Source organism: Candidatus Baltobacteraceae bacterium (genome assembly GCA_036559195.1).
Lineage (GTDB): Bacteria > Vulcanimicrobiota > Vulcanimicrobiia > Vulcanimicrobiales > Vulcanimicrobiaceae > JALYTZ01.
Genome location: DATBTN010000030.1, coordinates 1 through 12,901, shown reverse-complemented (window position 1 = coordinate 12,901; position 12,901 = coordinate 1). Strand labels below are relative to the sequence as shown.

Here is a 12,901-nt window from a genome sequence, read left to right as displayed (position 1 = left end):
ACATCGACGCCAGCGCCGAGTAGACCGGCGACTCCGGCGGCGGCAATCGTCGTTGCCATTCGCATGCCCGGGCACGCGTGCGCGCCGAGACCGAACGTGTATGTGCGCGTGGCGCGCGGGTCTCGGTTGGCCGCTGCCACTACGACGAGGACGGCATCGCCGCGCGCGATCTGCGAACCCATCAACTTCACGTCGCGGTCGGCAAATCGGCGGGTGTTTTGAACCGGCGCGTCGTCCCGTACCACGTCGGTCACGAACGCGTGCAAGAGTTCCATTTCGCCGGCGAGCGATCGGCGCAGCGACTCGGGGCGGCGCGCGAGCGCGACGAGCGTATTGCCGATCAGTCCCGCCGTAGCCTCGTACCCTTGCAGCAAGAACCCGATCGCGTTTGCGACCGCCACATCGTCCCCGATTCCGCTTTTTCGCGCTTCGCGCAAAAGCCGTGCGCAAAGAGAATGCGGTTCCACTTCTTCGGCGAGAGCCGCCCGCAGCGCAACGGTCGCAGAAACGCCTCGTGCAATCTCGCCCGGCCCGCTGGCGGGGAAAATAGCATGAACGAACTCGCGAGTCCACGACGTCGCCCGCATTGCGCGCTCGAGCGGCAGGCCGAGCGTCGCAGCCGTCACGAGGGCGGGATATTCGAACGCGTACGATGCGATGGCCGCCGGGTCGTCGATGGCGAGCGCCTTCGATAGTAAGCGCGCGCAGCGGTCGTTCGTTGCCGCAAGCTCGTTCCAATCGGTTCCGTCCAGTGCGGTGCCGACGGCCCCTTTTAGCGCAACGTGCGATGGGCCGTCGGTCATACGTACGAGGCGTCCGAATATCTCGCCAACGCCCGTGCCGGCGATGGACCCCGGAACCGGTTGCCCGATCGGGCGAACGCGCATGACCGGGCACGACAGAACTGCCTCGACCGCCTCTGCGCTGGCCGCAACCCACATCGCGAGACGTTCGTCACGAAAGAGCGGGCGTTCCGAAACCAAGCTCGCGTAATACGGATAGGGGTTCGCTGCGGTCACCGCGCCGATCGGGTCGTATTCGCTGCTCACGGGCGTTCGAACCGAACGCCGAAGCGGCGCGTAAATTCGGCGCGGCCGGCCGGCGTTACGTGCAGCGCGCGATCGTGCCCGTTGCGCTCGAGCCAGCGCGCCGAAAGAAAGCGATCGAGAACGCACGCGCCGAGGCTCCCCGCGAGATGCGCGCGCCGCTCGGTCCAATCGGTGCACGCTCGCGCGAAGGTTCGCCGGCCGGTGCGGGCGCGATCGACATCGACCTCCAGCCTCGCAAAGAATCGCGCCCCGCCGGGCGTGAGATCGAACCCGTCGCCTGCCGCTCGAATCGCGCCACGTTCGACGAGACGTTCGGTGATCGCTACGCCGAGGCGCCCCGCGAGATGATCGTAGCACGAGCGCGCTTCGCGCAACTTCGTCATCGCGACGCTCTGACTTAAGCCGAGGATCGGCTCGCTGCCGGCAATTGCGGCAAGCGCCTCGAGCGCGCGGCTCACGTCGGCGGATGCGAGGCGGAATAATCGCTGCCGCCCGGCCGCCGTGGCGTGCAGCAGGCCGCCGGCGACGAGCTTTGCGAGGTGCGCGCTAGCGGCCTGCGGCGAAGCCCCCGCGTGAAACGCCAGCTCCGATGCCGGATGCTCGCGTCCATCGAGCAACGCGACGAGCATTGCGGCGCGAACGGGATCGCCGATGAGCGCCCCAACGGCGGCAACGTTTGGATCGGCCCGATGGCGGGTGGATGTTCGCCGTATCATGGTCCGATCATAGCACGGCGATAGTTCAGGCGTCCCTGAAGTGTCGCTGGGCGGCCATCCGCGTCGACCCCTTGTCAAAGGCGTTTTGGTAAGCAGTAGACCTTCGGAACCACTACTTTCGAGGAGGCTACAGATGCAAACCACCATCGTGCCGGCGCAGCGGGCGGTCGAGTTCGGAATCTATCGCGACGGCGACAATAACCTGGACCAGTCGCAGGGCGTAACGCTCGGCCAGGCGCTGCAGAGCAGCGCGAAGGATTCGCGCGTCGAGTACACCGTGCAGGATACGACGGCGCTTCGGCACGCGCACGGTGACATCGTCGAAGGCAAGCTGCGCACGGATTCGTTCACGATTGCTGACGGCCAAATCGGTCAGGCGCGCATAAGTACGCCGCACGATATGGCGGATCCTAAGAATCTCGCGCGATTCGTTGCCGATACGCTGGATAACGCGCAGCGATCCGGTGCGAAGCAGACGTGGATCGAGTTGACCGATCACGGTGCCGGCGACGGCGGCGGCCTGGAGGCGGACAGCGCGAAGCAGATCATGCCGATGCCGAGCATCGCTCAGGCGATCGCGGACGGCATGAAGCTGCACGCCGCGGAGCACCCGGAAGATGCGGATCGCAAAGTGGACGGCGTCGTTGCGAACCAATGCTTGATGGCTTCGCTCGGGTTCGCAGATGCGCTTTCGCACGCAGGCGTTCGATACTTGGCGGCGAGCCCCGAAACGATGGTCTCACCGGGCGTTCCAAGCGACGTTGCCGATGCGATCGCGAAGAATCCGAACGATCCGGCGGCGATGGGTCGCGCGCTCGTCAACGACGTCATGCATCAAAAGTACGGGCAGGACGGCTTCACGTGGGGGCCTGCAGCCGCCTTCGACGTGCTCGATCTCGACCGCGCGAAGATGCACTGCGTCGAAACCTCGGTTAAGGCGCTCAACGATGCGATCGGCGCGCAAAAGGGCAACGCGCAGGCCGTTGCAGCTCTTCGCGACGATGCAAAACATAACGCGGGCATGGTGCGTTTTCCGGATGCGACGCCGGATATGCCGTGGCACGCGGATCGTCCGGCGATCGCGCTTTACGATACCATCGCTTCCGACAAACGATTAGAGCCAGCGCTCCGCAGCGCCGCGCGCAATGCGGAGAACGCCGTCTCGAGCATCGTAGTGGCGCACAAAGAGAGCAAACACTTCGCTCCGTTCGACGGCTCGAGCTATGCCGACGCTGCCGGTCCGACGACGCACTTTCCGATCAGCGCGAAGCAAGTCGATCCATGGGCTCCGAAGGTCAGCGAAACGCAGAACCGCTTCTTCAACGAGACCGACGCCGCTCTCGCCGAACGCGTCCTCGCCTGAAGGGGGCATGCCGGGCTCGTCTACAAGGGCAGCCGTGGCAGCCATCATCACTTTGTCGACCCAGCCACAGGAAAGAAGTACACGTTAGCCGGCAGCCCATCGAAGGAGCTGGGCGCAGATGCGTGGGAGAACGTACAAGCCATCCTGAGGCAGCTAGGGCATAAATTATGACGTTTACCGCAATAATCGAGCCGACGAATACGGGGTACTCGGGTTATAGCGCTAAAAACGCCGGCTCCTATGAAACGGCGGGCTCGTCGATTCGCAAGGTGCGAACGCCTGCGTCGATCGAGGCGCGCGCACCGATTGGGATCGTCCATTGTTCGTCGATGTGGCCGATGCGCGCGCCGGTGAAGACCGGTACGCCGAGATCGCCGAGGCGGTCGGCCAGCGTACGCGCGAGCGGCATCTGCGCATAGACGTGCTCGCTATCGACGTCGCAGTCGCGGCATTGTCCAATCGCGATGCCGGCAAGTCCGGCGAACGCGCCGCTCAATCGCAGCTGCGTCAACATGCGGTCGATCTTGTAGGGCGCTTCGCCCACTTCTTCCACGAAAAGGATCGCCTCACGGAGGGCGATCGCGTACGGCGTCCCCACGAGCCCGGCGAGCAGCGAGAGATTGCCGCCCCGCAGAATACCGCTCGCGCGCCCACCGGTAATCGTCGCGCCGTCTTCAATCGGAAACGTTCCCAGCGGTTCGGCGATGCAGACCGCGCGACGCAAGGCCGCAACGACCTCCGGTGTAAACTGCGAGAGCGCGGCGACCGGACCGTGAAAGGTTACGAGGCCGGCTCGCGCGGTCACCGCGTTGAGGATGGCGGTGAGATCCGAGTAACCGAGAATGACCTTGGGGTCGTTCCGCAGCGCTTCGTAGTCGAGCGCGTGGAGGATGCGCATCGTGCCATAGCCGCCGCGCAGCGCGAAGATCCCCCGCACCTGCGGATCGCGTGCGGCCTCGTTGAAATCCCGCGCGCGCTCGTCGTCGCTGCCGGCCAGATAGCCGTCGCGGCGCGCGGCGTTTCGCCCGGGGCGCGGCTCGAAGCCGAGCGATCGAACGGCCTCGCAGGCACGAACGAGCTCCGCCTCATCGGCGAGCGGGCCTGCCGGCGAGATGAGCGCGACGATATCGCCGGGGTGTAACGCGGGCGGGCGGATCATCGAATCAACGCTACGCGTTCGGGATAGATCGGCCGGTTGATGATGCGCTCGAGCGCGCTCGCGCTCGCGGTGAGTACCAGGTCGCAAAAGCGTCCGAAATCTTCGCGCTCGGCTTCGCCCTCGGCGAAGCGTTCGTTTTTGGTGAGATCGACTTTCCCGTCGATCGGTAAGAACCGAACGAACCGGCCATCGTCGTCGATGCCGGCCTCGACCAGGCCCTCGTCTTCGAAGATTCGCACGGCAATGCTCACGGTGCGTTCGTTGGCCTTATCGAGATCGAGCGTGCGCGCTACGTCGATAAAACTCGAGCGCAGCACGCCGTCGCCGGCCAAGCCGCGCATGCCTTTGTAGAGTTCGCGTAAGACGTGAATCGTCGGCGCCTCCCGGTCGATGATGAATTCGTTGATCCGCTTATCCGCTTCGCCGAAGAGCAGGTGGATCTGCGCGTCGGCACCGTCCCGCCCGGCGCGACCGGCCTGCTGATTAAACTCCGTGAAGTCGAAGTTCAAATGGTAGAGCACCACGTGCCGAACGTCGGGAAGATCGATCCCTTCGCCGAACGCCGACGTTGCGACGACCACTCGCAGACCGTTGCTGCGAAAGAGCGCCTCCACCTGCGCGCGATCCGCCGAGTTCATGCCGGCGTGATAGAACATCACCTCGTTGCCGAAGCTCGCTCGCAGCGCCTCGGCGACGGCGGCCGCCTCGCTGCGCGAATTGCAGTACACGATCGCTCTGCCGCCGTCGGCGAAAAGCTCGCGCAGATACGCAAGTTTCTGATTCTTATCGCGCTTTCCGCGCGCGTCCACCACATGCAGGTTTTCCCGCACTGTCGGGTCGATCACCCACGCCTCGATCCGCAATTCGCGAACGATGTGATCGAAGGCATCGTCGGCGGCCGTTGCGGTTAATGCGAGAACCTGCGGATTGCCGAGCGATGCGATCGTTCGGCCGAGCGCGCCGTAGGCCGCGCGGTGATTCGATTCGAAGAGGTGGTGCGCTTCGTCGACCACCACGAACGAGGGCGTGCTGCGGCCGCCAAATGCGTCGCGATGAAACTGTAAGAACTCCGGCGTCGAGAGGATGATATCCCACGTGCCGTCTTCCAAGGCACTCATTAGCTCGGCGCGCTCTTGCGACGAGATCGCACCGTTCGCCCGCAGCACGCGCAAGCCGAATCCGTCGAATCGCCGCACGAGGGCCTCGTACTGATCGTTCGCCAGCGCGCGCAATGGGTAGAGTACGAGCGTCTTCTGCTCGCCATCGAGCGCTCGATACGCCGCCGGATATTGAAAGCAAAACGATTTACCGCGACCGGTTCCCAGCACGGCAAGGGTGTTTTTGCGCGCATCGACGCGCGCGAGCACGGCATTCTGCGCATCCCGCGGTTGGCGCTCGCCGATGAGGGCGCTGCGAATCTGATCGTGGTCGGCGACCGCGCGCGAGGCGATGTCGAACGCGCCCAGCTTTTGTTCGTATTCGCGCTCGACGTAGATGTTGACGCCGCGATGGCGCTCGCCCGATCCCGACGGTCCGCCGGTGAGCGACTCGATATGCGCGCGGTAGCGCGTCCCGCCGTCGAGTAGCGGTGCCAAGTGTTTGGCGATGCCCTTATTCAAGAAGCCGACTTGGAGCTGTCCGTATCGCACCGCGATCGCGTTGGGATCGTACGGATTCTCCGGCTGGCGCGCGAGCGTTAGCGCGCTTCCGACTTGCAGGCCCGCTACCAGGTCCTGGCGTCCCTCGAACGACACGCCGGCGATCTTGGTGTGGAACGCGTGCGCTTCGCCGATACTCGAATAGCGATCGCGCTCCAAGTATTGCGCGCGCTCGGCGAAGACGCGCTCGACAAACTCGTCGATGGATTCGTGCTGCCCTTCGACAGGCTCAGGATGACCAGGCGGCTCTTTGTCACGCCGCGCCGGTCGAAGAACCGCGTCGGCATCCGTGGAAAAGCTCTCAAGCACGCGTTCGAAGGCCGCTTCCGACGCGGTCGGAAGCGGCAACGCGCGGTTAGCTGTTGTGCGGGTGGGCCGACTCATGCTCCGGCGGCAACGGCTGCTCGGGTTCGAAACCTTCGAGATTGAGCTTCACTTCTTCGTGACCTTGATCGAATGCCTCATCGTGCATGCCCGCATTTTGCGCGTCGAGCGGATCCATCTGCTCGTCGTCCTGCTCCATCGCCGGCTCGTCGAGTGCCGTCGCGCCGGCGACTTCGTCGCGCTTGCGTTTGTAACGCGCGGGTCCGGCGGTCGTCCGCGTGGTGGACTTGCCTTTTGCGCGGCGTTCTTTGCGGGCCGCAACGATATCTTCGCGAGCGGCGCCGCCCTGCGAGCCGAGCGACTTCGCCTCGGCCACGGTGCGCGCCGAACGCGTGCGGTCGACCGCGCCTTCGCGGCGCTTGCGCGCGGCGACTTCGAGCTGACGTTTGCGGAAGACGAGCACGAGCGGGGCCGAGTAAAAGATCGAGTGGTAGCCGCCCGAGCAGATGCCGACAAGCAGCGCGAACGCAAAGTTCTTGAGCGAGCCGCCGCCGAACGCGAGCAACGCGACGAGCGTGATCACGACGGTTGCGAGCGTGTTGAACGAGCGCGTCATCGTCTGAAGAATCGAGGTGTTGACGATCTTGTCGTACGCCTGGCCCGCCATCAGCTTCGTGTTCTCGCGGATTCGATCGAGAATGACGATCGTGTCCATAACCGAGTAGCCGATGACCGTGAGCACCGCTGCCAAGAATGCGTCGTCGGCCGGCCGGTCGGCGATCGCGTAAATACCGATCATCATCGCAGCGTCGCGAACGAGCGCGATGACGGTGACCAAACCGAAGATGTAGTTCCAGCCGAACCGGAATGCGATGTAGAGGAATTGAATGCCGAGCGCGATCAGCAACGCCCAAAGCGCTTTGGTCAGGTACTCTTTACCGAGCGACGGACCGACCGAGGCGATTTGCGAGAGCGAGCGGTCGACCGGCGCAACCGAATTGAGCGCCTTCCACAGCCTGCCCGCGTCGTTGCCGAAAGCGACCTGGGTATCGATCGAATACTTCGATGCGAGTCCGGCCGTGTTCGAACCGACGGTCGTAATGCGCGCGTCGTTGACGCCGATGCCGACGAGTGCCGAGCGCAGTTGATCCTGCGCGACCGGCTTGGTGTAGGCAACGTCAACGCTCGTCCCGCCCGTAAACGAGAGGCCGAGCCGCAGCGCGTGCGACGGTTGGAAGCCGCCGCCCGGCGCCGTCGACGCGTGATAGATCATGGCCGCGAAACCGATGGCGATGATGACGTACGAGATCGCGGAGACGGTGCGGAACCAACCGACGACGTTCCAATTGAGTCTACGAAATAACATCGGTTAGGCTCCTACCTTAGCGAAGACGCCGACGTCTTCGGCCTTGACGCCGTACGCGGTCGGCGCCGAGATCAAATCGTTGTCGACGATCACGTCCATAAAGAATCGCGTGATGAACACCGCCGTAATCAGCGAAAGCAGCGTTCCCCAGAAGAGCGTGAACGCAAAACCCTTCACCGTGCCGGTGCCGAGCATGTAGAGCACGCCCGCGCCGACGATCGTGGTGAAGTGGCTATCGAAGACGGCCGAAAACGCGCGCGAGAAACCAACGCGCACTGCGGCGCGCAGCGTCTTGCCCGCCCAAATCTCTTCTTTTAAGCGTTCGAAGATCAGTACGTTCGCATCGACGGCCATACCGATCGAGAGCACGAAGCCCGCGATGCCCGGCAGCGTGAGCGTTGCGTGCGCGATCGCGAGCACCATGAGCATCATCAGCACGTAGATGATCAGCGCTACGTCGGCCAGGAACCCCGGCATGCGATAGACGAGGATCATGAAGAGCAAGACGACGCCCAGGCCAACCATCGAGGCGTAGAGCGATTTCACGAGATCGATCTTGCCGAGCGACGGCCCGATGGTCTCGTTCTCAACGATCTTCACGCTCACCGGCAGGGCGCCGGCGTTGAGTTCGTTAGCGAGCGTGATCGTATAATCTTGCGTGAACGATCCGGTGATCTCGCCGCTCCCAAAGATCGGACTTTGGATCGTCGCGGCCGAAAGATATTTCTTATCCAAAAAGATCGCGAGCAGCTTGCCGACGTTCTTCGTCGTCAGGTCGCCGAACTTCTTGGGGTCTTTCGTCTGGAACTGAATGTTCGGATTGTTCGATTGATCGTAGCCGGCTTGCGCGGCTTTTAATTCTTTGCCCGAATAGACGACCGGACCGCTCGCGTTGTAGGAGCCGATCTTGACGTAATCGCACGCTTTGGTGTTCTTCGGGTTAGCCGTGCAGGCGGCGAGCGCCGCATCCGACTTCGTCAGCACGTCCGGCGGCATGATCTTGTATTCGAGTACCGCAACCTGCTTGAGCAATTGCTCGGCCTGCTCCGGGTTCTTCACCTGCGGCAGTTCGACCAAGATTCGATCCGAACCGACGTTGGTGATCTGCGGTTCGGTGACGCCGAGACTGTTGATGCGGTTGTCGATAACGTCGCGCGTCTGCGCCTGCACCTGCGGGGTGATCTTGGGAACGTCGGCAGTCGGATAGAGCTGGAGCAGCAGCCGAACGCCGCCGCTCAGGTCGAGCCCGAGGTGAACGTTTTTCTGCACGGGTAAAACCGCCCAGAGGCTAAAGGCGATCATCGCCGCAATGACGATCGCCTTGATCGGATTCCGTAGTCTATTCCAGCTCATATCCGTCCAGGGGAAAAGCAGCGCCGCGGCGCGGTAGGCCCGCCCGCAGCGTCAAACGCACAAAGTTTAGCAGGCCCGGCTAGGGCCGTCAAACTCCCCGAAGTTCGCCCGGGGGCTTAGGGGACCTGCGCGGCCGCTCGCACGATTCCCGCAGGCCGCAGTTCCAGCTCCGGCGGCAGCTCGCCGTAGCTGTAGACGTCGAGCCGAACCCCGGAACGCAACAAGAACTCCGCCAGGACCGGGCGGGCTCCCGCCGTGCAGACGATCGCCGCACGGTCGGCCGGGGTCTTCATCTTATACTCCACCGCACGCTCCCGAATCGTGAGGGCCAGCTCGGGCTCCGGCCCGCCCCCGGCGACCGCCCGCTCCAGCTCGGGGTCGAGCAAGAGCGGCTCCAGTAGGCCCAGTCCGCGTCGCCGCAACTGGGAAGGCACGATCGCGCGCCGAGCGGCCTCGGCCAGCTCCCGCGGATCGCGACTTTCGGGCGCCGCATCGAGCATCGCCTCGAGCACCGCGACCGGATCGCGCGGCCAGACCCGCTCGCGCACCAGCAGCGCAAACGCCTTCTGCACGGCGGCCAACGGCAGTGCCTCCGTGCCGATCTCTTTGACGAGCGTCGGCACGCTCGCTCGCAAATGTTCGAGCAGCGTTTGCAGTTCTTGACGGCCCAGCAACGCCGCTGCGTGCGTGCGCGCCGCCTCCGCGAGATGCGAACCGACGATCGAGATCGCGTCGAATACGAGCGCCCCGGCCGCACACGCGCGCTCGCGCTCGCGCGGATCGATCCAGCGCGCGGGCAGGCCGTAGACCGGCTCGCGCGCGAGTTCGCCGCCGATGCGCGCGAGCAGCGGCTCCTCGCCGACCGCGAGCATTTGCTCGAGCAGCAAGACGCCGTCGCCGGCGAGTTCGTCGCGCACGCGAATCGCGTACGTATCGGGATCGCGCGCGAGATCGTCGCGCAGCCGAACGCCGGGGAGCACGATGCCGATCTCCGCGGCCAGCGCGCGCCGCACTTCGCCGACACGATCGAGCAGCGCGTCGGCGAGCGGCGCAGCCAGCAACGCCGCGAGGTTCGCGCCGACTTCAATCGAGATCGCATCGACGCCGACGAGCCCCAGCGCCATCTCGGGGCGGCGTATCGCTTGGCGTTTCGCCGTCTCGCGCGCACGGCGCGCGTCGTCGCTAACGCGTTCGTTTCGGCGCGCGGCAAGCTGCGCTCCGCCCAGGGCGCAGAGCCCGAGCACGACGAAGACCGGACGCGGCAGCGCCGGAACGAGCGCGAGCGCGAGCAGCAGACCGCCGGCCACTCGCAACACGTCGGGACGCGCGAACAGCTGCGCGGCGAGATCGGCGCCGAGCGAGCCTTCCGCCGCAACGCGCGTGACCATCATGCCCATCGCGGTCGAGAGTAAGAACGCGGGCAGCGTAGTCACGAGCGCGTTACCGATCGAGAGCAACGCGAACGTATCGAGCGCGTCGAGAGGGGACATACCGCGATACGCTACGCCCACCACGACGCCGCCCACCAGATTGAGCGCCACGATCACCAGCGCCGCGATCGCATCGCCCTTCACGAATTTTCCGGCGCCGTCCATCGCACCGTAAAAGTCGGCCTCGCGCTGCACCAGCTCGCGCTTGCGCCGCGCACCGTCGGCGTCGAGCGCGCCTGCGTGCACGTCGGCATCGATCGCCATCTGTTTGCCGGGCATCGCATCGAGCGTGAAACGGGCGGCGACTTCGGCAACGCGCTGCGACCCGCTCGCGATGACGATGAACTGAATCGTCACCAGAATCGCAAAGACGATCAGCCCCACGACCAAGTTTCCGCGCACCACGAATTGTCCGAAAGCCGGAATGATCGCGCCGACGCCGCCGGCGATATGCCCCTGCGTGAGGATCAGCCGCGTCGCCGAGACGTCGAGCGAGAGCCGGAAGAGCGTAGCCACCAACAGCGCGGGCGCGAAGGCCGAGAATTGCAGCGGCTCCTCGATCGTAACGCTCAACAGCAATACCAGCGCCGACCCGAACACGTTGACGCCGAGCAGCACGTCGAGCAGCCACGGCGGCAACGGCACGATCAGAATTGCGACGATCGAAAGCAGCAGCGCGGCAAAGGCATACGTCGAGTAGCGCTTCATCCGAGCGCTCCGGACTTAGCCAGCGCCGCCACGATTTCCGCGACGGCGACATAGGTTGCGTGCGGAATCGCCTCGCCGGGCCAAGCGGCGGCGTAGAGTTCCCGCGCGAGCGGCACGTTCTCGACGAGTGGAATGCGATGCTGCGCCGCGAGTTCGCGCACGCGAGCCGCCGCCGCATCGGCGGCTCGAACCAGCACGCGCGGCACCGCGACGTCGGGCGGCCGGTACGCAAGCGCGATCGCGATATGCGTTGGATTGGTGATCACGAACGCGGCGTCGCGCACCCGCGATAGCTGCCCGCGTGCGAATTGCCGATGCAGCTGTTTGCGGCGCCCGCGCGCGAACGGATCGCCCTCGTGCTCTTTGGTCTCGCGTTTCAATTCATCGAACGACATGCGCAGCTTCTTGCGCCAGGCCCCAAGCTGCACGCCGTAATCGAGCGCGGCGAACGCGCCGCCGATCGCGCAGGCGATGGCGGCATCGCGCAAGGCGCCGGCCCACGCGATCGCACCCACGCTCGCGACGCCCGCACCGCGCATCGCGGCGCCGCAAATCTGCATGGCCAGCGGCCCGATCGCCGCCGCCGCGCACGCGAACGCCGCGCTCGCGCGTACCGCACCGATCGCCGCTTCGCGCGAGCAGATCCGCTTCAGACCCTCCTGCGGTGCTAAGCGCTCGGGCTTTACCGAGATCGCAACGAACCGCAGCCCACCCGATTGAACGAGCGAAATCGCGAGGCTCGCCATCGCGGCGCCCGCGACCGGCAGCATCGCCAGCGCCACGATCGTTGCCAGCGCCGCGCGATCGCAACGGCCCGCGGCCGCCGCACTCAGGGCCGCGCTCGCGGCAGCTCCCAGCGGACGCGCGATCGCGGTGCAGCAGGCGAGTGCCGCTGCAAACGCACCGATCGTCGAAAGCTCTTGCGAACGCGCGCTATTGCCTTCCCGCCGCGCGCGCTCCAATCGCGTCTGGGTTGCTTCGAAGTGTTTTTCTCCGCCGCCGTCGGCCATTCACGGCCCTCCCAAAAACGGCAAGAACAGCCACGGCCGCCCGCTCTGCGCGTACAGCAGCGGCAGCGCGACGATCGTGGCCGCGAGCGCTCCCAAGAAAACGATCGGAAACGAAAGTGCGAAACTCGCAAATCGCGGAATGACCCGCGTCAACGCGCCGAGCGTCACCTGCAACACGAAGGCTAGCGCGATCGCCGGTCCCGCTACCAAGAGGGCGGCCTCGACGATCGCAACCGGCAGCGCAAACGCAAACTGCGCGAGCGCGTGGGTACCGATCGGCCCTCCCGGCGGTACGCGCTCGAAACTTCTCGCGAACATCAGAATCACGATCCGATAGCCGCCGAGCAAAAAGAATCCGGCCAGGAACACGTTGGACCAGATCCGCCCGAAGCCGCTGGGCGCGTACAACTGCGCGGCCGGCACGCTTGCGCGAATGCCGACGTAGTCGTCGAGCGCGCGGCCGCCCGCATACGCGCCGTCGTACAGCACCGACGCCGCAATGCCGATCGCCGCACCGATGCCGACTTCGATCGCCAACGCGAGAACGAACGCCATCCCGTCGGGCGCGTGCATCTCGCGCACCACGGGCGTCAGGCCTACGGCGAGCACGAGCGCGAGTCCGGCGCGCGCCGCGTGCGGCACGCTCGGGTGCGAGAACCCCGGCGCGCGCGAAACGAATCCGACGCACCGTCCGAACACCAGCAACTCCGCGCCGCTACCCACGCACGAGCGCCGGTATCTGGGCGAGCACGTCGGTAAAGAGTC

10 protein-coding genes are annotated in these 12,901 nt (G+C 65.3%); 1 reads left to right on the top strand and 9 read right to left on the bottom strand.

The features are described from left to right. Both VIG32_03350 and VIG32_03345 read right to left on the bottom strand, forming a co-directional pair. The coding region (locus tag VIG32_03350) for a hypothetical protein (GenBank protein ID HEY8297041.1) at positions 1–1,049 on the bottom strand (1,049 nt) is incomplete at its 3' end. Continuing rightward, complete coding sequence (locus tag VIG32_03345) at positions 1,046–1,765, bottom strand: helix-turn-helix transcriptional regulator (protein ID HEY8297040.1); 720 nt, start codon at positions 1,763–1,765, stop codon at positions 1,046–1,048. The genes VIG32_03345 and VIG32_03350, both read right to left, overlap by 4 nt. A 133-nt stretch (positions 1,766–1,898) precedes the next feature. Here VIG32_03345 and VIG32_03340 point away from each other — a divergent pair, with 133 nt between their 5' ends. After that, positions 1,899–3,128, top strand: coding sequence for a hypothetical protein (locus VIG32_03340; GenBank protein HEY8297039.1), 1,230 nt, complete (start codon positions 1,899–1,901; stop codon positions 3,126–3,128). Between the two features lie 238 nt (positions 3,129–3,366). Here the strand turns inward: VIG32_03340 and VIG32_03335 are convergent, their stop codons facing one another. From VIG32_03335 to VIG32_03305, 7 genes are all read right to left on the bottom strand, one after another. Then, positions 3,367–4,287, bottom strand: a complete 921-nt coding sequence (locus tag VIG32_03335; protein HEY8297038.1) for an LD-carboxypeptidase — start codon at positions 4,285–4,287, stop codon at positions 3,367–3,369. After that, the gene (locus tag VIG32_03330) at positions 4,284–6,254 is read right to left on the bottom strand and encodes a helicase-related protein (protein HEY8297037.1); all 1,971 of its coding nucleotides are present in this window, start codon (positions 6,252–6,254) and stop codon (positions 4,284–4,286) included. Before VIG32_03330 ends, VIG32_03335 begins: the two co-directional genes overlap by 4 nt. Positions 6,255–6,300: 46 nt before the next feature. Then, on the bottom strand, positions 6,301–7,635 hold the full coding sequence (gene secF / locus VIG32_03325; protein HEY8297036.1) for a protein translocase subunit SecF: 1,335 nt from the start codon (positions 7,633–7,635) through the stop codon (positions 6,301–6,303). A gap of 3 nt (positions 7,636–7,638) precedes the next feature. Beyond that, entirely contained in the window at positions 7,639–8,988 is a 1,350-nt protein-coding gene (secD, locus tag VIG32_03320; GenBank protein ID HEY8297035.1) for a protein translocase subunit SecD, read from the bottom strand. A 116-nt stretch (positions 8,989–9,104) separates the two neighbouring features. Next, the gene (locus VIG32_03315; protein HEY8297034.1) at positions 9,105–11,126 is read right to left on the bottom strand and encodes a flagellar biosynthesis protein FlhA; all 2,022 of its coding nucleotides are present in this window, start codon (positions 11,124–11,126) and stop codon (positions 9,105–9,107) included. Further along, complete coding sequence (locus VIG32_03310) at positions 11,123–12,136, bottom strand: EscU/YscU/HrcU family type III secretion system export apparatus switch protein (GenBank protein HEY8297033.1); 1,014 nt, start codon at positions 12,134–12,136, stop codon at positions 11,123–11,125. Before VIG32_03310 ends, VIG32_03315 begins: the two co-directional genes overlap by 4 nt. Next, a complete protein-coding gene (locus VIG32_03305; GenBank protein HEY8297032.1) occupies positions 12,137–12,859 on the bottom strand; it encodes a flagellar biosynthetic protein FliR in 723 nt (240 codons plus the stop codon). It abuts the gene before it with no gap. Positions 12,860–12,901 lie beyond the last annotated feature (42 nt).

Coding starts and splice junctions, on each gene's coding strand:
- VIG32_03345 (HEY8297040.1), bottom strand. CDS start 1,765: ATGATACGGCGAACATCCACCCGCCATCGGGCCGATCCAAACGTTGCC.
- VIG32_03340 (HEY8297039.1), top strand. CDS start 1,899: ATGCAAACCACCATCGTGCCGGCGCAGCGGGCGGTCGAGTTCGGAATC.
- VIG32_03335 (HEY8297038.1), bottom strand. CDS start 4,287: ATGATCCGCCCGCCCGCGTTACACCCCGGCGATATCGTCGCGCTCATC.
- secF (HEY8297036.1), bottom strand. CDS start 7,635: ATGTTATTTCGTAGACTCAATTGGAACGTCGTCGGTTGGTTCCGCACC.
- secD (HEY8297035.1), bottom strand. CDS start 8,988: ATGAGCTGGAATAGACTACGGAATCCGATCAAGGCGATCGTCATTGCG.
- VIG32_03315 (HEY8297034.1), bottom strand. CDS start 11,126: ATGAAGCGCTACTCGACGTATGCCTTTGCCGCGCTGCTGCTTTCGATC.
- VIG32_03310 (HEY8297033.1), bottom strand. CDS start 12,136: ATGGCCGACGGCGGCGGAGAAAAACACTTCGAAGCAACCCAGACGCGA.